The organism is Desulfosporomusa polytropa, from assembly GCF_055380075.1.
This window is the reverse complement of sequence record NZ_AP042400.1, coordinates 1,142,490-1,162,291: the sequence shown is the minus strand read 5'-3', so window position 1 is coordinate 1,162,291 and position 19,802 is coordinate 1,142,490. Positions and strand designations below refer to the sequence as shown.

The window sequence follows — 19,802 nt, the reverse complement described above, 5'->3', positions numbered from 1 at the left end:
TCCAATATATGAAATACATCGAGATTTGCTCTCTAATGCCTGTTTGGACACTCACAAATTTTGTGCAATTGAATAACTTAGTAAAGAAATATAGGAGGTGCATAACAGTGTTTGAACAGTTTGGTAATATTATGGAAATGGTAAAGAAGGTTCAACAAAATGTTGATTCTGTACAGGAACAACTCAAACGAGAAAGAATCGAGGTGTCCAGTGGCGATGTTATTAAGATAATCGCTAATGGACAACAAGAACTTATTGCTATTCAACTAAATAGCAAATATCTAACTGCAGATAATGCCGCTCTACTACAAGACTTATTACTAGCTACCATAAATAATGCTTTGGCAAAATCTCGTGATTTAAATCAAGGCGCAATGGGCAAACTTGCCACTGATTTAAATCTGCCTAAAATTCCTGGCGTTTTTTAAGGAGGAGGTTTTATGTCGAATGACACCGATAATACCGGGTCTTCGTCACTACTGAGTTCAATAACCCGAATGCTTGACACTAGTATTACTACTGGTGCCGGACTGGACAACATCATAACTATGGTATCACTGTTATGCCTATTTTCGATAATGAACCGTAATCACGTTAGCAGAGAAACACAACAAGCCAAGCTGGTAACAAACAGTAATCCTCTACATAAACTTCTAGGTGACTTAACCAAAGGCGGTGATGGTAGCAGTTTCTCTCCTGATACCTTGATGTCTCTGCTACCGCTCTTAAATAATCCTCAACTTAAATCAAAGCTTAATCCCAGCACTATCGGAACTGTGATGGGATTACTAAACAATCTCGGTGGTCTTGGTGGTGGTAGTCCGCCGCCTGAAAAAGGGGAATCTGAAACTAAAACCGAACCCCACACGAAAACTCCCACGAAGCCACCAGAACCCGAACCTCCCCCACCAGCAACTGTTGTACCACAACCGCCATTAAAGAAACAACCGCCATCACAGCCAAGTGAAGACAGCGAAGAATCGGAAGAAAAAAACTATGGACGATATTTAAATTGGAAAAATAATTTTTAAACAAAAAACAAGGATTCACTGTGGAATCCTTGTTTTTTGTTTAAAATCTTGTAAGCATAATAAAAAGCAACTTACCTGTCATTTCGCTACTAAGCCAATCTAGCTAACGTAGCGCCTGTGCCTCCTTCATTAAGATCGGCGATACGAATTCCTTTAATATGCGAATGATTTTCAAGATAGTGTGTTACCCCTTTACGCAAAGCACCTGTGCCTTTACCGTGAATGATAAGTACCTCATTTAACCCTGATAATATTGCATCGTCAATGTACTTATCTAGTATTGTTTCTGCTTCCTCAATTGTCATGCCGCGAATATCAATTTGTCTTGCTGCCGAATTTCCCATAGTTATGTTGATGTGTTTAGTTGTTGGCTGTTCTTTAAGTTTACCTGATTCAGACAGTAATCGGCAGGCAGCAGCTGCTACTGTCATTTTCAAAATTCCCAGTTGTACTGTTACGGTTGTGCCATTTACGGCTAGCACTTCGCCTTTTTGTTTTACTGTCGCAACATAAACATTCATTCCCGGCTGAATTGCTTCTGCTGACAATTCAGCTGCCTGTTCTTGGCCTTCGATAGTAAATCCATCAACTTCCGTACTGCTTAACCGCAGCTTCCGGCGAGCATTCTCAATCGCATGCTGCCTATCCCGGCCGCTGTGCTCCGAAAATTGTGCTTTTAATTCGCCAATTATTTCTTCGGCACTACGCCTGGCCTGGCGAATGACGGCAGCAGCTTCTTCTTGCGCCTTACCTAATATGGTATTCTTTTTTTCAGCAATAGCCCGTTCCCCGGCTGCTACTTTCTCTTTCACTTTACCCATTTCCTGTTCCAAACGGGTTAATTCATCCATTCTTGCGTTATATGACTTTTTCTGTTCTTCCAGAGCCTGGAGAACGGTTTCAAAATCAGTATGTTCTTTATGAATTAACTCTTTAGCGCGAGCGATAACTTTGTCTGACAACCCCAGACGTTGACTAATGGCAAAGGCATTGCTGCTGCCAGGTATGCCAATCAGCAGTCGATATGTTGGCCGCAAGGTTTGTATATCAAACTCTACACTGGCATTTTCTATTCCCTGTCTGGTATAGGCAAATGTTTTTAACTCGCTATAATGGGTAGTTGCAATGGTTTTAGCACCAATCTTATGGATATACTCCAAAATGGACATAGCCAGAGCCGCACCCTCACTTGGATCAGTTCCGGCACCAATTTCATCAATCAGTACTAAATCATCAGCGCTTATTTTATTTAGTATCCCCACCAAATTGGTCATATGGCCGGAAAATGTGCTCAAACTTTGCTCAATACTCTGTTCATCACCAATATCGGCAAAAATATTCCCGATAATCGGCATCTCAGAATCAGGTGCAGCCGGAACAAACAAGCCAGCTTGCGTCATCAACGCGAATAAACCTACTGTTTTAAGTGTTACTGTTTTACCACCAGTGTTAGGGCCGGTAATAAGTAATGTAGTAAAATGTCGTCCAAGCTGTACGTCAATGGGAACCACATGCTCAGCCGCTATCAAAGGATGTCTAGCCTGTATGAGATTAACATAGCCCTGCTGATTAATTATTGGTTGAATGGCTCGCATGTCAATACTCAGCTTAGCTTTAGCAAAAACAAAGTCCATGTGAGCTAAAATCGCAAGATTTTCTTCCAGGCTGTCGGCAACTTTGGCTATTTGCCCAGTTACTACCGTTAAAATTCGTTCAATTTCATTCTTTTCGGCCGCTAGCAGTTGTTTTATATCATTGTTTAAATTAACGATAGCAATAGGCTCAATAAACAAGGTAGCGCCGCTGGATGATTGATCATGGACAATACCAGGAAAATTATTGCGGAATTCGTGTTTAATAGGAATAACGTACCTGTCACCACGCATGGTGACTAACGCATCCTGAAAATACTTCTGATACTCACTTGACCGCAAAATACTATCTAATTTCTCTTTTACCCGGCTTTGTGCTTGCTTAACTTCTCGTCGCAACTTCAGAAGTTCACTGCTGGCATCATCGCGAATCAAACCTTGTTCGGTAACCGTAGCCTCAATTATGGTTTCAATGTTTCGTAAAACAATGATTTGATTGGCCTGCAAACTCAAAAGTAGCGTTTCCACAGGCAGGTCGGCAAAAAAACCTTTTATCCGTCTGGCGGCATACAGCGTACTGCCTATAGCTAACAGTTCATGCGGCTCTAAAATAGCACCAAGCTCCGCTCTTTTTATAGTCGCCCGCACATCACGAATACCGCCTAGTGGTATTGTGGGAACATTGTTCATAATCTCGCGTGCTTCGGCTGTTTCGGCAAGACGCTCTTGCACTTGCACTGCATCTTTCACTGGCACCAGTTCTTGAGCAAGTTCCCGTGCCATGATCGAACCTGCACGTTCAGCAAGCATGTCACGGATTTTATTATATTCTAATGTTGACAATACGGCTGCTTCCATATAAATTCTCCTCTAACCAACTATAATATCCCTCGGAAATAATGTCCCCGGGTGATATTGTCATGCTCGGCACTAGCAATTTTATCTTCCATAAGCAGCGGATGATTTTCGCCCATGTCAATTAGCGCACGATATAGGCCTGTAATCCTGGCAACTTCTTTAAGCGAACTATATTTAGCCTCAAACCGGAGTCGGCTAATACCGGTGCGCATGAGTCTAGGCACATGCGGCAGCATAGACAATTCCTTACCATTTAAAACATGCATACGGCAAAATTGATCGGTAGCTATCGGAAATAGCTCATCCTTTCTATCTTTTAGCCAGTACTGATTACGCTGACAGGCGTGATTACACTTCCTACTATCAGGCCCTCCCAAAAAACTGCCAAGCATACAATATTCGGAAATCATCAGTGTTAAATGACCATGTACTAAACATTCCAATTGCGCCAGTTTTTTACCAGCCAAGTCTTCGACTTGTCCGAAGGTAAGCTCTGGTGAAAGTGTCATGCTGGTTAACCCTATATTCGTTAAATAATTAGCCGTAATGCTATTGTAGATATTTAACGGATAATCGCCGTGTAAGGGTACATTCGAAAGCTCTTGCAGCAGTTGAATGGTACCTATATTACCTACACTTATGGCCTCAGGGTTAAGCTCATTAAATAGCCTGATATTCTCTTTCACTTCAGCTAGCTGGCCTTGCTGCACCAAACGTGGCATATTAAAGATAATCTTGCGGCCATGCTGCCGAGCATACGCTGCTGCCTGGCGATAATCTTCGTCAGATAATGAGCGTTTCCCGAAACATTCGCCACCAAACATAACAATATCAGCCCCGTTATCTACGGCTGCCTTGACTTTATCAATGCTATCAATATTTACCACAAGTTTCGGTTTGCTGCTACTTGGTACGGTTCGTACTTGCGGTACTAACTCACTAATCGATTTAGTTTTAGGGAGTGATGCTCTGACAAACCTAGCTAGCCGGGCTGTTTCCACTTTTTCGATTGCCCGGCGTCTGGCGTCATTAATTTCACTGACCGGCACCATTACTTCACCCTCAATTTGACAGTCCAATGCATTAAGGGAAAAAATAGTAGTTCCTAGTCGTTCAATTTGTTTAGCCACCGATTCGGATGTAAGCGGTCGTTTCAGTGCCTTTTCTGCAATGAACGTGGTTTCAGCTTGACCAGTGAAGCCCTCACTATCTTTTATGCTAATTACTAGCGGCTTGCCTTCTGCAACCGTTACAGCAATATCGACAGGTATCCGCCGCACGGCTTCCGCTCTGCTAAAGTAAGCTCTGGCCCGCTCCATCAGCTTGGCATCAAACACTTTAAATACCCGGTCATTCACCCGAACTGGTGAACCGATAGGAATAGCCACTGCAGTGTGAGCCTGTGCTTCGGTAACTGTAATACCGTCAACAGTCATCGTGTGAACAGTGACATTTACCCGACCGCCTACCTTAACCCAAAATTCAATAATATCGCCTACAACAAGTGGTTCATCCAGTTTTATGACAGCTATTTTACCGTTATGCTGATAATCAAGCACCCGTCCAACCCGCACACCGCGGTTATTGGGACGCCGGTCGCTCATCATCATCCGCCCGTTCTTACCATATAGGTGTGCGGTAGTAAAATCGCGGTTAAAAATTTGTGCTAAATCCTTTTGATCTTGCTCTCTAACATCATATTGGTCACAATTAATCAGATAACTGTCAAGCGCTCGCCGGTACGCATCCACAACAACGGCCACATATTCCGGACGTTTCATCCGGCCCTCAATTTTAAAAGAGGAAACACCGGCTTTAATCAGTTCAGGCAGTACTTTTATAGTGTTAAAATCTCTGGGACTGAGCAAATATTCGCCGGCATCGGCTTCCCGTAATAGATCATTACCAGCAGCATCAACCAAGGTATACGGCAAGCGACAAGGCTGGGCACAACGCCCACGATTGCCGCTGCGGCCACCAATCATGCTGCTCATTAAACATTGGCCTGAATATGAAATGCATAATGCACCATGAATAAATGTTTCTATTTCTACGGGGGAATTTTTACATATGTACTCAATATCTGTGAGCGGTAACTCACGTGCCAGCACCACGCGCTTAAAGCCCATTCTGGCTAAAAAGGTAACCCCTTCTAAATTATGAGCCGTCATCTGCGTACTGGCATGCAGAGGTAAGTCGGGCACTATCTTTTTCGCAATGGCAGCAACTGCCAAATCTTGCACAATAATAGCGTCTACACCTATCTCATATAAATGTCGCAAATAATCAATCAACGTAGGCAATTCATTATCATCTACAAGGGTATTCACGGTAACCAATACCAATACGCCACGCAAATGGGCAAACCGTACAGCCTCTGTTAATTCCTCATCATTAAAATTCGGGGCGTAATGTCTGGCACCAAACATTCTTCCACCAAGATAAATGGCATTTGCGCCACTTTCTACCGCTGCAACCAAAGCCTCTTTACTGCCAACAGGCGCGAGTAATTCAATCACATACTTCATCCTTTCCCAAAGCCTCTACTATTGCAGGTGTAATACCCGTCAAGTCAGTAATACCGCTTATCGTTTCCTGCGCTCTTTGACCAAGCGCAATCAGCGGAACCTTATTTACCGTATGAGTCTTAACACTCAGATCTTCAAAATTACCATGATCACTTGTTATCAGTAGCAAAGTATCAGTAGGCAATAATGTATAAACTGTTCCAATAAATTCATCAAGTGTCTTTATAATCCTATGAGCATACTGCCAATCTTGCTTATGCCCTGCACGATCTGTCTGAAAATATTCAAAGATTGTAAAAGAATATTTCCTGGAAATATTAACCAAGTTGTTAGCAGCTTGTCTTGGTGAAACTTGCGGAACATGCTCTATTCCTAAGCTTGGTAACATTTCATTGGTAATATCCTGGTACACAGCTTGACCATTATGCATTTCCGCTAGTGACCGCAGTGACATCCCGGTGCTTAAGGCTGCTAAGGTAATCGCTGAATGACGGCGTTTACGTTTAGCCACCAGTTCAAAGTAATCTGGTGAATACATGTTAGCTGAGGTTACTGCCATTTTATATGAAAACAGCTGTTTCATAATATTATTTTCTATAATAATCTTCGATAGCTCCGGGCCAGGAAATGCCTGAATATGCCGTCCCATTATCTTGGCAGTATTTACGCCAGTAAGAAGTGCCGCCTGGCCTGTAGCGCTTTGTGGCAGGCCGTCTATCCCTAACGTAGCATCAATCGGCACAATACAACTTTCCGGGTGTAAAATGGACCCAATATCTTGGCTGAAGGGGCAATCAAACAACTCTTGGAAAACAGGTAATCCGAAGCGGATAAACGGATTACGTTCAAGGTTATTGCTTCCCAACCCAATACCATCAATAAATATCATTAGTACCCGCATCTGTTAAAACCGTCCTCATATATAGCGTAAAGAAAGAAGAAGGGGCATCCCTTCCTCTCGTTAATGGAACTCTTTTTCTTTAGTATTCACTGTTTGCTCGTCAGTTAGATTTAAACCCTGCTGCTGGCGCAAGTGAGTAGCTAAAAACTGAACATCATCCATAAATTTTTCAAACTTTGTCCATTTTTCACCAGCCAGACTTAGCGGGTTATCATAAATACCCTTAATATAACTTTCAAACTCATTTTTAGTCAAAGGCTCATTCTCCGAGGTACGAACCATCGTAAACTCACCACAACTTTCCAAACGTGCAGTCTCAATCATATTTAAGTCAGACATATCAAGGCCTTTTTTATGAAGTTCCTGGCGCAAGTCATCATAGTTAAAATGGGTTTTAGCAAAATTTTCTTTAATAAGGCGGCCTTTTTCTACCAGGGTCACCGGTGTACCTTCAAACCATGTGCGTAATGTCTTATTCTTCAAGGCTAAATATCCAATCAACTGCTGCAGAGCAAGCAATATGAGTAAACTCTCAATGCCTGACTGTAAGGTAGGATTTTGATCCATAGTACCTGCAACAATAATATCTCCAATACCAACCATGATAACAAAGTCAAATGGCGATAGTTGACCGACCGTACGATTACCCATTAATCTGACAACAAGTAAAGCGACGGTACATAATATCAGCAAGCGTAATAAAACCTGGCCTAGCAAGGCATTGTCAAACACGGTACCACTCCTTTTCTGTCAGTATTATTAACCCGACTTCCAAGTGTTATACCGTGATAAGACTACAAAAACATTATTTATCTTCTTTTATCAGCTCAATAAGCTCCAGGTAATCTTGCTCTAATCGCAAAAACTCATCCGCGATATTTAATGCTGTCAATACAGCTATCTTGTTTGGCGATAACCTAAGATTGGCTTTAGCCGTCTTTTTCATGCGCTCATCCAGCATAGCAGCTAAGCGCATAATACGTTCTGGTTCAATATTACCTTTTAGTGCATAGCTATCGCCATATATCTGAACAGTTACCTTGTTTTTTTTCTCTGACATAGTCCACCTAAAATGATATATTTACTGTGAGTATTCTACCAGTCAAAAAGTAATTCCTGCATAAAAAAAGAAAAAGCGGAATAAACCGCCTGAAAGTGCAAATTTAGAAGATAATGTTTTTACTATATAGCTAGTCTCGAAGCTTAGCTGCAAACGTTTTTTCTAAATAGACAACCATATTTTTGTAGTGTTCATCAATTTCAATATCAGTTAGAGTCCGGTCACTAGCTTGGAAAGTCAGTGAAAAAGCCAGACTGCGAGACCCCTTTTCCACCTGCTGCCCAGTATAAACATCGAACAATTGAACATTGGTAAGTAGTGGCCCTGCATTGGCAATGATGGCCTCAGTTACAGTGGTGGCCGCAATATTCTCAGGCAAAAGGACAGCTAAGTCACGCGTAATTGCCGGAAATTTAGGTAGTGCACGATAGCTGGGATTAATGGCCGCATACTTAACCAATGCTCCTACCGCTAATTCAAACACATAGACCTTCTTGGTAATGCCATACGCATCAAGCACTTGCGGGTGTACTTCGCCAATACTGCCTAATGACTCTCCATCTTTTTTAATCACCGCAGTTTTGCCAGGATGCAAGGATGAATTTTCGCCTGCTTCCACTACATAACCGGTAATTCCCAGCCCTCCCAGTATGGCTTCAACGGCTCCTTTGGCATCATAAAAATCCACTAGATCCTTTGATTGATTCCAAGCAAGCGTATGGCGCTTGCCAATCATAGCACCACATAACATAATCGGTTCTTGGGGCAAATCTTTGAGCGGCAGTTCTTCTGGCAAATAGACTGCGCCAATCTCAAATATCTTTAAATCCTCATTTTTGCGGGAAAGATTGCGGACAATCGTATCCATTATTCCCCCTAGTAAGGTAGTACGTAAATGAGGAAAGTCATCAGTAATTGGGTTTAAAACTTCAATAGCATGACGTAACGAACTGTCAGACGGAATATTAAGTTTATCCAACGAATCTGGATGGAAAAAACTCAAAGAAAGAATTTCCGAAAAGCCGCTGCTTGCCAACAGATTTTTAATTTCATCGATAGTATTCTGGGTATTGCTTTGTTTGCCCTGGGCCATGCTGCCGCCGGGCGTAGTCGAAGGAACCTTGTCATACCCATAAACCCTGGCAATTTCCTCACAAATATCGGCTGGCAGGGTTACATCGCCCCGCCAAGTAGGTACTGTCACAGTAATACTTTCCGGACCTGCTTCCACAGCAAATTCAAGACGTTTTAATATATCGGTCATAGTTTTTGCGGGGATATCGGTGCCTAGATAATTATTTATTTGTTTTGGTGTAAATACCACTTGGTTCGGCAAATGCATATCAGGGTAAACATCAACAATACCAGAGCAAACTTCGCAGGCTCCCATATTTTCAAGCAGACTGGCAGCTCTATCAAGAGCTTTAATAATATTCACAGTATCTACCCCACGCTCAAACCGTCCTGAGGCCTCTGAACGAAGTCCTAGGGCACGCGACGTCCGGCGAATACTTGCACCTTTAAAGGCGGCTGCCTCCAGTAATACATTTTGGGTATTAGCGGTAACTTCAGTGGCAAGTCCACCCATGACGCCGGCAATACCAACAGCCTGTACCGCATCAGCAATAACCAGCATATCTGGTGCCAACTCCCGTTTAACGCCATCAAGAGTAGTCAGTTTTTCGCCTGGATTAGGTTTGCGTACAACCAAACTGTGGCGCGCAAGCAGGTTATAGTCATAGGCATGCATAGGCTGGCCAAACTCTAGCATGACAAAATTAGTAACATCAACAATATTGTTAATAGGGCGCATTCCGGCAGCTTGAATACGCTGTTGCATCCAAACCGGCGATGGTCCAACTTTGATATTTTTTAAAATTCTCGCAGCAAATCTTGAGCAAAGCTCAGAGTCCACAATCTGGATATTTGTCAGAGAGCTAGCTTTCTCTGCACAGGTTTCTTTTAAAGTAAGCATCGGTTTCTTTAAAGAAGCACCTGTTAGCACGGCAATCTCGCGGGCAATACCAATCATGCTAAAGCAGTCGGCCCTGTTGGCAGTAAGTTCGAATGCAAGCACAACATCATCAAGCCCCAGTGCCACGCGAATGTCAAGCCCCACAGCTGTATCAGCAGGCAAAATATAAATACCATTTCTTGCTTCAGGCGCAACTAGTTTACTATCAATAGCCAGCTCCTCTGTCGAACATAACATGCCGCTTGATAGCAAGCCCCGTAGTTTTGTCGGCTTAATACTCATTCCATTAGGAAGCTCTGCCCCAACGGTAGCTACAGGCACAATATTACCCTGACGGACATTGGTTGCCCCTGTAACAATTGTTAGGATTTCGGTAGCAATATCAATTTTACATACCGACAATTTATCGGCATTCGGATGTGGGACAATCTCTACTACCTTACCAGTGACAACACCAGAAATATTCTGCCCTAACTTTTCCACCGCTTCTACCGGAATACCAGCCATTGTTAGCATATCTGCCAGCTTTTCTGGTGTTTCATTTATATCAACATAATCTTTAAGCCATTTAATTGACGCTCTCATAACCTTCCCCTTTCACCAGCTTTAGAATTGACGCAAAAACCGCATATCATTATCAAAAAACAGTCGGAGGTCATCAATACCATAAGTCAGCATAGCAATCCGCTCTACACCCATCCCAAAAGCAAACCCACTGACTTTATCCGGATCAAAATTACTCATTTCAAGTACACGCGGATGAACCATGCCAGAACCTAGAATCTCCAACCAGCCTGTTCCTGAACATACACGACACCCTTTACCTTCACACATTACACAGGAAATATCCACTTCAGCGCTTGGTTCAGTAAACGGAAAAAAACTAGGACGAAACCGTACATTAACTCTGTTGCCAAACGTTTCCTTTAAGAATAACTCAAGTGTCCCTTTTAAATCGGCAAAACTAATATTTTCATCAACTACCAAGCCTTCCACCTGTTGGAACATGGGGGAATGGGTGGCATCATAATCCCGTCGATATACTTTTCCTGGAGCAATAATCCGAATTGGTTGGTTAGGTTCTGCCGACTGCAATGTCCGGACCTGTACAGGTGAAGTATGCGTTCTAAGTAAGAATTCCTTAGTGATGTAAAAAGAATCTTGCATATCACGCGCAGGGTGATCTTGCGGCAGATTTAGTGCTTCAAAGTTATAGTAGTCTTTTTCCACTTCCGGACCCTCAGCAATTTCAAAGCCCAATCGCATAAAGGTGTCTTTGATGCGGTTTAAAGTCAGTGTCAGTGGATGCAAATGACCAAGCTCAGTTGAGCGGCCTGGCAAGGTTACATCAATGGTTTCTGATGCCAGTTTCCGGGAAAGTTCAGCTTGTTTCATAGCCTCCAACTTAGTAGCTATGATATCTTCAATCTCATTTCTAATTTCGTTGACCACTTGTCCTATCCGTGGCCGTTCGTCTGGGCTTAATGCCCCAAGCCCACGCAGCATACCAGTTAGTAGGCCTTTTTTACCTAAATACTTAATTTTTAGATCATTAAGCGCTTCTTTACTGGTTATTTCGGACAACTCATTAAGAGCTGTGTCCCGTAATGAATTAAGTTCTTGTTCCATACATACCTCCTAAAGAATAAGAATAAGAATAAAAATAAAAAGACTTCCAGCCCCAAGGGGCGAAAGTCTTGATTTCGCGGTACCACCCTAATTACACTCTATTTCCTATAACGCGGAAAACGCCAGACCTACACAAGTATTCCTCTTCAGCCCAGGTACTCAGAAGTGAACTTCTGTTAACTGTTTCAGTGCCGCTCTCAATCCCTGGCAGCATCCTCCCTGTAGAAAACGGGGCTAACATACTCTCTTCCTCATCGCATACAAAAAAACTTATTATTAAATTATTGCAACATTAACCGTTTATACCACAAATACGCAGCAATGGAACCTGTAGCTTCAAACATTCTCCAGAAGAATTCGGCGGTCAACATTGTAAGACCACACCCTCTCTGCCTGTAATGGCAATTTCCGTCATTGCTAAACGTATTATATCATAGCATTTTAGAAATTACAAGGTTGCCCGCTGCCTTACTGCTTCATACAGTATTACACCAGCAGCTACGGAAACATTAAGCGACTCAGCATGGCCAATAAGTGGTATATTTAAACAAGCATCTGCGGCCTTGATAAGTTCAGGACTGATTCCTTGACCTTCGTTACCTAAAATAATGGCTGCTGGACAGTTAAAATTAGCCTGGTAATAAACGTCTGATTGCTGTAAACATGTTGCTAACAGCTTTATCTTAGCCTGCTTAAGATTCTGTAGTAACTCAACAGCAGACAAACCTTCCATTACCGGCAGGTGAAATAATGAACCCATTGTTGCCCTTACTGTTTTACCCGCATATATATCAGCTGATCCTTTCAGTGCAATGACTCCAGCACTGCCGGCAGCGTCTGCTGTACGAATGATAGTTCCTACATTACCCGGGTCTTGAATCCCATCCAAAACAACAAGTAATGGCAGTTTATCTGTGCTAAGGAGCATCTGTTCAATAGAAAACTGACGTTTTTTTAAGATAACCATAATTCCTTGTGGCTGCTCCGTATCGGAAATCTTATTATAGATCTCCTCTGACACCACTACCATTCGGCAATCTGCAGCTGATAATCGCTCAATGACAGCTTGTGCCCGTTCACGCCGAGCGGCTTCTTCGGTATAAATGCACATCTTCACAGGCCAACCGGCGTTAGCACATTCCTCTACCAGACGCACACCCTCTGCCAGAAACAGCCCCTGCCTATCTCGATACTTTCGTTGTTTAAGTGAAGCGATTTCCTTAATCAGCTTGTTTGCTACGCTGGAAATATACTCGCTCACTCTAATTCCTCCATCTTTTGAATCCCCTTAGTTTGCCCTACTAAAATCAGGATGTCCCCTGTTCTAATTTGCTCGTCCGAAGGGGGTGGTACAAGGAGTGCTTCATCCCTTTTTATAGCGACAACGTTTATTTCGTATTTTACCCGCAGGTTGGTCTCTGCCAAGCTGCGGCCTACTAATATTTTCGGTGCGGTAATTTCGGCAACACCCAGATCTGGCGACAATTCAATATATTCTAACACGTTAGTTGATACTAAGTTATGTGCAACTCGTAGCCCCATATCACGCTCTGGATACACAATACGGTCTGCGCCGATTTTGGCTAACATTTTACCATGAAGTTCATTACGGGCTTTGGCAACAATGTAATTTACACCAAGCTCCTTTAAAAGTAATGTCGTTAAAACATTAGCCTGGATGTCTTCCCCAATAGCAACAACAACAACATCAAAATTGCGAATACCTAGTGCCTTAAGTGTATTCTCATCAGTGGTGTCTGCCTGAACAACATGGGTCACCGTTTCGCTAATTTTCTGGACTTGCTCTTCATTCACATCAATCGCCAATACTTCATGGCCAAGCTTAAATAATGTGGTGGCAATACTTGTACCAAACCGTCCTAAGCCAATTACCGCAAATTGCTTATTCTTATTATTATTGTTCATTCAGTTTCTCCCTTTAACCAATGAGTAATTTCCCTTCCGGATACTGTAAATTCCCCTTACGGCTTTTTAAAGCCAATGCTAACACTAAGGTAACTGGCCCAACCCTCCCGGCAAACATAGTTATGATGATCCAGATTTTACCTGGTGCTGTCAGCGTCGGTGTAATACCTGTTGTTAGACCTACTGTACCAAATGCCGATGTTGTCTCAAATAACAAATTAATAAAGGGCTGGTTTTCTGTAATGCTCAACATCATGGTTACAAAAATAACCAAAACAGCTGAGATTAACATTACCGAGAATGCCTTATAAATAATGGACTGAGGAATTCGCCGCTCAAACAGTTCCGCATCCTGCCGGCCTCTAATTAAGGCCCAGATGGCTACTGCCAAAACACCGGCTGTCGATGTCTTAATACCACCGCCGGTGGAAGTCGGCGATGCACCAATAAACATGAGTATTACCATAAAAAACAAGGTCGCATCGGTAAATTTGCTTAGATCTACGGTATTAAAGCCAGCCGTACGTGCTGTCACTGACTGGAAGTAGCTGGCCAAAATTTTACCTTGTCCGGATAAACTTCCTAATGTATTAATGTTATTATATTCAAGTAAAAAAATTACAATTGCACCAAAGACAATCAGCACTAAGCTTGTTATTAAAACCACCTTAGAATGAAGCGATAACCTATCAAACCGGCGGTTTGTCCACACATCAGCAATAACGGTAAAACCAATACCACCTAAAATTATAAGTAGTGAGATAACTACATTGACGACAATATCATCGACATAGCCAGTTGCGCTGGAAAACTTGCCGGTGACACTCCCCAACAAATCAAACCCAGCATTACAAAAGGAGGAAACCGCGTGCCAGTAGCCAAAATAAATACCTTTAAGACCGAAATCCTGATACCAGCGGATTGCAAGGATGGTACCACCAATAAATTCGATCAGTAACGTCACTTTAATGATATATTGGGTTAATCGTACAACTCCAGCTATCGTGAACTGATTCAATGCCTCTTGCATGACCAGACGCTGCTTCAAATTAATCTTTTTGCCAATAAGTATGGCCATTAGGGTAGACATGGCCATTATACCCAGACCACCAGCCTGAATTAAACTTATTATTACAAGCTGGCCAAACAGCGAAAAATATGTGCCAGTATCAACCACTACTAGTCCTGTCACACAAACCGCTGATGTCGCTGTAAATAAGGCATCAATAAAGCTCAAGCCTGGCCCCGTTGCCGCCGCTATTGGCAACATTAATAAGAGCGCCCCTCCCAATATTAACCCGGCAAACCCCAAAACCAATATCTGGTATGGCGTAAGCTTCCATTGTGTAATATCGAGTAGGTTAGCAAATTTTGCTTCCAAAGTGTTCCACCTCTAAATCTATAATACCTAACGATTATACTCAAATTAAGAAAACTAAGCAAGCGTATGGTTAATTTTTCTTGTAAACGCATATAAACCCCCCGTTCGCCAGGCGCCGGGAGGTTTATATGCGTCTTTTATTATCAGCTATATTGCTTTTGAGATGCAGTCAAAAGATAACATATATCTACGGACTGAATCTTTGACACCGTTTTTAACAACCGACATTAGGTAAATATAATTGGCCGACTGATTTTTGGCCAATTCAGCTTTTACTGTTTCGGCGGCAGCCAGCGACATATCTGTAGCAACATTAATTTTGCTTATCCCAGACTGAATTGAACTAGAGTACTCTTCTTTAGTAAGTTTTGATCCACCATGCATAACAAGAGGTACCGTGACTGTACTATTAAGTTCAGATAGTCTCGAAAAATTAAGTTTAGGACCACCGCGATACACCCCATGATTTGTTCCTACAGCTACTGCGAGTGCATCCACTTTGGTTTTCTCTACAAAAGTATGGGCCATCTCTGGCTTAACTAAATTTTCATCATTTATATCTTGGATATTGCCATAACAACCAACATAGCCCAATTCACCCTCGACTGATACACCGAGAGAATGGGCTATGCGAGTGATTTCCTTAGTACGTTTTAAGTTTTCCTCGAAAGGCAATGCTGAACCATCAAACATAACAGACGTAAATCCCCAGCGAATGGCTTTCATCACCCCTTCATACGTATGTCCATGGTCCAGATGGAGAGCCACAGGCACAGAACTTTTTTGGGCAGCTCTGCTCATTGCCGCGCTCAAGATGTCAACATCGACAAATTTAAACAACCGCTCAGGAATACCAAGCACCAGGGGCGTCTTTAGTTCTTCTGCCACCTCAATAACAGCGCCTAACGTCTCAAAGTTAAATACATTAAAACCACCGACTGCATATTTTCTTTTTCTTGCATCCTGGAGTAATTCTTTCATTGTCACTAGGGCCAAAGTGAACTCCTCCTTTTTTTGTGTTTTATTAAATAAACTTTAAATGCCAGTTGCTTGCTATATTTTATTCGCCATCAGCCTAAAAAAACCTGCCCATTATACTAAAATTTTAAAAAATCAAATTTTTCAGCCTATATCACATTTGCCTGGATTTAATTACTAGTAATACCAATATTTATAAATATTATACATCAAAAAAACTCCCGAAATATTTCGGGAGTTTTTTAGTCTACCAGAATTTATAGCAAAATTCTGTTGACATAAGAACGACTAAGGCTTTTCTTATTATTTCAATTGATCTTTAGCAGCGTTTACCAACTTGCCAAACGCAGCCATATCGTTAACTGCCAGGTCGGCCAACATTTTACGGTTAACTTCTATACCAGCTTTTTTGAGTCCGTTAATAAGCTGACTATAAGAAATACCACTAATACGGGCAGCAGCATTAATACGGGTAATCCACAGTTTGCGGAAGTCGCCTTTTTTGGTACGGCGGTCAGCACGTGCATAATACAGTGCTTTCATCACGGTTTCGTTAGCTTTTTTGAAGAGCTTGCTCTTCGAACCACGATAACCTTTGGCTAGTTTAAGTATTTTTTTATGACGTTTATGTGCAGTAACGCCTTTTTTAACTCTTGGCATGTCAGATACCTCCTGATGTACTTATAAATTGTTTATAGTTTTTAGGCGTAAGGAAGCATTTTCACTACGCGATCATGGTCAGATTTGCTAACCATAGCTGCTTTACGTAGGTTACGCTTACGCGACGGAGATTTTTTCTCAAGAATGTGACTTTTAAAAGCTTTGGAACGTTTGAATTCACCGCTGCCGGTTACTCTGAAACGTTTAGCAGCGCTTCTGCGTGTTTTCATTTTTGGCATAGTAGGATATCCCCTTTCTATTTATGTGCTAGATTGTGTAGTGTTGGGCTTAGGAGCTACAATCATAATCATATTTTTACCTTCAAGCTTAGCATCACGTTCAATGTTAGCCATATCCTTAAGTAAGGTAGCCATTCGCACCAGCACTTGTCTGCCAAGTTCAGGATGAGAAAGTTCCCTTCCTCTGAACATAATTGTTACTTTGACTTTGTCGCCATCTTCTAAAAAGCGTTGGGCATTCTTTAGCTTAACATTAAAATCATGATCCTCAATGTTGGGCCGAAGTTTAACTTCTTTAAGAGACACTACCTTTTGCTTTTTCTTGACTTCTTTATCGCGTTTTTGTTGCTCATACCGGAATTTGCCAAAATCCATGATCCGGCATACCGGCGGTTTAGCAGTTGGTGCTACTTCTACTAAATCAAGGTTTTGCTCTCCCGCTAAACGTAATGCGTCCCTTAGCGACATAATCCCCAATTGCTCATTCGTGCTACTGGTTACCCGAACGTCTTTAGCCCGAATCTCTTCATTAATTTTTAAAGTCTCTTTGCTAATTGCCGCTCACCTCCTAATATAATTTGTTTCGATTAAAATAAAAAACGGGTGGCATAGACCACCCGCGCAATAGCATAACTACATCGTTTTGCTTAATGAACCTTACCAGCAGCATTTATGCGCTGTAAGGTGAGAAGTGGATGGCTTCTGCTTAATGCAATATTTGAATCACTTGATTATAGTAACACCTTATTTCTGGTAAGTCAAGCTATTTTTCTGCGCTGCATTAGCTTTTGGCAATAATTTCAGCAAGTACCGTTGTAATAAAACCATCAATAGGCATGGCACCAAGATCTCCCTGCCCCCGTTTACGAATAGCTACTGTACGAGTCTCTGCTTCCTTGTCGCCTACCACCAGCATGTACGGCAACTTTTGCAACTGACTTTCGCGAATTTTGTAGCCGATTTTTTCGTTGCGATCATCGACTTCTACACGAATATCCTGATCTCGCATCATTTGCGCAAGCTCTTGGGCATACTCGGCATGACGTTCGCTTATTGGTAATATTTTAACCTGCACAGGTGCTAACCATAGCGGAAATGCTCCCGCAAAATGTTCGATCAAAATACCGATAAAGCGTTCTAAACTACCATAAGCGACCCGGTGAATCATTACCGGACGATGTTTAAGTCCATCTTCCCCGATATAATTCAGGTCAAATTTTTCTGGCATCAGCATGTCAAGCTGAATGGTACCACATTGCCAGGTACGACCAATGGAATCTTGGAGGTGGAAGTCAATTTTCGGACCATAGAAAGCGCCATCTCCAGGATTAATTTTAAAAGGCATATTCAGCTCTTCTAGCGCCTCTTTAAGCGCCGTTGTCGCAGTTTCCCACACTTCATCAGAACCCATGGCTTTTGCTGGTTTAGTACTCAATTCTGCATGGTAGGATAATCCAAAAACGCTGTACACTGTATTGAAAAGTTCAATAACCTTTTTGATCTCAGACTTAATTTGTGATGGCAGCATAAAAATATGGGCATCATCCTGAGTAAAACTACGCACTCGCATTAGTCCATGAAGTGCTCCCGAAAGTTCATGACGGTGAACAAGCCCTAGTTCGCAAGTACGAAGCGGCAAATCTCGGTAACTGTGGTGCTGAGTGCGATATACTAAAATCCCACCCGGACAATTCATAGGTTTAACCGCATATCCTTCTTCGTCTATCTGGGTGAAATACATATTATCCCGATAATGATCCCAATGGCCTGATTGTTGCCATAGTTTTTGGTGAAGGATAATTGGAGTTTTAATTTCCTGATAGCCGTATTTTACATGAATCTTGCGCCAAAAACTCTCAAGCTCATTTCGAACAACCATACCTTTCGGATGGAAAAAAGGAAATCCTGGGCCTTCATCCTGGATACTGAACAAATCAAGTTCGCGGCCTAGTTTACGGTGGTCACGTTTAGCCGCCTCTTCCATCATGGTAATATACGCATCTAAATCAGCTTTCTTTTCAAAGGAAGTTCCATAGATACGTTGCAGCATCTTGCGTTTTTCGTCCCCGCGCCAGTAAGCACCTGCAATGCTCTGCAGCTTAATGGCTTTAACCCGACCGGTAGATATAAGATGAGGTCCGGCACATAAATCAACAAATTCACCTTGCTTATAAAGTGATATCGCCACATCTTCCGGTAAATCTCGGATAAGCTCCTGTTTATATACCTCGCCTTGTGTGGCAAATAGCTGGAGGGCTTCCTCGCGGCTAACTATTTTGCGCTCAAGCGGCAAATTTTCTTTTACTATTTTCTCCATTTCAGCCTGGATCGTTACTAAATCCTCAGGGGTAAAGGTATGAGTAGTATCAAAGTCATAGTAAAAACCATTGGCAATTGACGGACCAATACCTAATTTTACATCACCGTACAGACGTTTAACGGCTTGAGCCAGAATATGTGAGGAGGTATGGCGTAAGGCAGCCTTGCCCTCATCATCTGCAAATGTTAAAAATTCAACGTTTGAGTCCTTGTCTAATGTAGTAGTCAAATCTGTCACTTGATCATTTACCTTAGCAACCAATGCTGCTTTTTCTAAGTTACGACTAATAGCTTTTGCGGCTTCAGCCAAGGTATTTCCCTGTTCAACCTCACGCACTGCTCCGTCTTTTAGTATCATCCTAATGGTACTCATGTTTTGTTAGCCTCCTTAACCAAATAAAAAAACTCTCAGTCCCTATAGGGACGAGAGTTTATACCCGTGGTTCCACCCTGTTTGGCTAAATAGCCATCTCAGACTTTGATAACGGGGTAATATCCCCGGCTAAGCTTACTTTACTTTGATTCAGCGAAGCAGTTTCGAGGTGGTAATACTAGTTGGGTTACGTAAAGATGCTCACAGCCTATGGCATCTTTTCTCTGAAACGTCTTTCAAACTACTATCTTGTCCTCGGCATTACTGTTAATAACAATGTTTGATTACCAAAAATTATATATAATTTTACTAAGAATGTCAAGTTATCTGCTGACCAAGTTTTAGATCAACT

General features: G+C 42.2%; 17 protein-coding genes and 2 other annotated features. Of the genes, 2 read left to right on the top strand and 15 right to left on the bottom strand.

Going from position 1 to position 19,802, the window contains the following annotated elements:
* The first annotated feature begins 107 nt into the window (after nucleotides 1-107).
* Complete coding sequence (locus tag ACZ449_RS07310) at nucleotides 108-428, top strand: YbaB/EbfC family nucleoid-associated protein (protein ID WP_464260370.1); 321 nt, start codon at nucleotides 108-110, stop codon at nucleotides 426-428.
* Between the two features lie 12 nt (nucleotides 429-440).
* A complete protein-coding gene (locus ACZ449_RS07305; RefSeq protein ID WP_464260369.1) occupies nucleotides 441-1,031 on the top strand; it encodes a hypothetical protein in 591 nt (196 codons plus the stop codon).
* Nucleotides 1,032-1,120: 89 nt separating this feature from the next.
* On the opposite strand, the gene ACZ449_RS07300 is transcribed toward ACZ449_RS07305, so the two are convergent.
* The 15 genes from ACZ449_RS07300 to thrS all read right to left on the bottom strand — a co-directional run bounded on the left by ACZ449_RS07300 (nucleotide 1,121) and on the right by thrS (nucleotide 19,450).
* The gene (locus ACZ449_RS07300) at nucleotides 1,121-3,481 is read right to left on the bottom strand and encodes an endonuclease MutS2 (RefSeq protein ID WP_464260368.1); all 2,361 of its coding nucleotides are present in this window, start codon (nucleotides 3,479-3,481) and stop codon (nucleotides 1,121-1,123) included.
* A gap of 20 nt (nucleotides 3,482-3,501) precedes the next feature.
* Entirely contained in the window at nucleotides 3,502-6,000 is a 2,499-nt protein-coding gene (locus tag ACZ449_RS07295; RefSeq protein WP_464260367.1) for a U32 family peptidase, read from the bottom strand.
* Nucleotides 5,993-6,910, bottom strand: a complete 918-nt coding sequence (locus ACZ449_RS07290) for a metalloenzyme (protein WP_464260366.1) — start codon at nucleotides 6,908-6,910, stop codon at nucleotides 5,993-5,995. The genes ACZ449_RS07295 and ACZ449_RS07290 overlap by 8 nt, the downstream gene beginning before the upstream one ends.
* A 60-nt stretch (nucleotides 6,911-6,970) precedes the next feature.
* On the bottom strand, nucleotides 6,971-7,642 hold the full coding sequence (locus ACZ449_RS07285) for a DUF421 domain-containing protein (RefSeq protein WP_464260365.1): 672 nt from the start codon (nucleotides 7,640-7,642) through the stop codon (nucleotides 6,971-6,973).
* A gap of 73 nt (nucleotides 7,643-7,715) precedes the next feature.
* The gene (locus tag ACZ449_RS07280; RefSeq protein ID WP_464260364.1) at nucleotides 7,716-7,970 is read right to left on the bottom strand and encodes a cell division protein ZapA; all 255 of its coding nucleotides are present in this window, start codon (nucleotides 7,968-7,970) and stop codon (nucleotides 7,716-7,718) included.
* Nucleotides 7,971-8,100: 130 nt separating this feature from the next.
* Complete coding sequence (gene pheT, locus ACZ449_RS07275) at nucleotides 8,101-10,530, bottom strand: phenylalanine--tRNA ligase subunit beta (protein ID WP_464260363.1); 2,430 nt, start codon at nucleotides 10,528-10,530, stop codon at nucleotides 8,101-8,103.
* A 21-nt stretch (nucleotides 10,531-10,551) separates the two neighbouring features.
* A complete protein-coding gene (gene pheS, locus ACZ449_RS07270) occupies nucleotides 10,552-11,574 on the bottom strand; it encodes a phenylalanine--tRNA ligase subunit alpha (RefSeq protein WP_464260362.1) in 1,023 nt (340 codons plus the stop codon).
* Nucleotides 11,575-12,022: 448 nt separating this feature from the next.
* A complete protein-coding gene (locus tag ACZ449_RS07265; protein WP_464260361.1) occupies nucleotides 12,023-12,835 on the bottom strand; it encodes a TrmH family RNA methyltransferase in 813 nt (270 codons plus the stop codon).
* On the bottom strand, nucleotides 12,832-13,500 hold the full coding sequence (locus ACZ449_RS07260) for a potassium channel family protein (protein ID WP_464260360.1): 669 nt from the start codon (nucleotides 13,498-13,500) through the stop codon (nucleotides 12,832-12,834). The genes ACZ449_RS07265 and ACZ449_RS07260 overlap by 4 nt, the downstream gene beginning before the upstream one ends.
* Before the next feature lie 13 nt (nucleotides 13,501-13,513).
* The gene (locus ACZ449_RS07255) at nucleotides 13,514-14,881 is read right to left on the bottom strand and encodes a TrkH family potassium uptake protein (protein ID WP_464260359.1); all 1,368 of its coding nucleotides are present in this window, start codon (nucleotides 14,879-14,881) and stop codon (nucleotides 13,514-13,516) included.
* A gap of 147 nt (nucleotides 14,882-15,028) precedes the next feature.
* Entirely contained in the window at nucleotides 15,029-15,868 is an 840-nt protein-coding gene (locus ACZ449_RS07250) for a class II fructose-bisphosphate aldolase (RefSeq protein WP_464261834.1), read from the bottom strand.
* A gap of 294 nt (nucleotides 15,869-16,162) precedes the next feature.
* Complete coding sequence (gene rplT, locus ACZ449_RS07245) at nucleotides 16,163-16,519, bottom strand: 50S ribosomal protein L20 (protein ID WP_464260358.1); 357 nt, start codon at nucleotides 16,517-16,519, stop codon at nucleotides 16,163-16,165.
* A 41-nt stretch (nucleotides 16,520-16,560) separates the two neighbouring features.
* Complete coding sequence (gene rpmI / locus ACZ449_RS07240; RefSeq protein WP_464260357.1) at nucleotides 16,561-16,758, bottom strand: 50S ribosomal protein L35; 198 nt, start codon at nucleotides 16,756-16,758, stop codon at nucleotides 16,561-16,563.
* A 21-nt stretch (nucleotides 16,759-16,779) separates the two neighbouring features.
* On the bottom strand, nucleotides 16,780-17,313 hold the full coding sequence (gene infC / locus ACZ449_RS07235) for a translation initiation factor IF-3 (protein WP_464261833.1): 534 nt from the start codon (nucleotides 17,311-17,313) through the stop codon (nucleotides 16,780-16,782).
* A 30-nt stretch (nucleotides 17,314-17,343) separates the two neighbouring features.
* Nucleotides 17,344-17,472: a sequence feature (ribosomal protein L20 leader region), on the bottom strand.
* Nucleotides 17,473-17,539: 67 nt separating this feature from the next.
* Entirely contained in the window at nucleotides 17,540-19,450 is a 1,911-nt protein-coding gene (thrS, locus tag ACZ449_RS07230) for a threonine--tRNA ligase (protein ID WP_464260356.1), read from the bottom strand.
* Nucleotides 19,451-19,493: 43 nt separating this feature from the next.
* Nucleotides 19,494-19,721: a binding site (T-box leader), on the bottom strand.
* Nucleotides 19,722-19,802 lie beyond the last annotated feature (81 nt).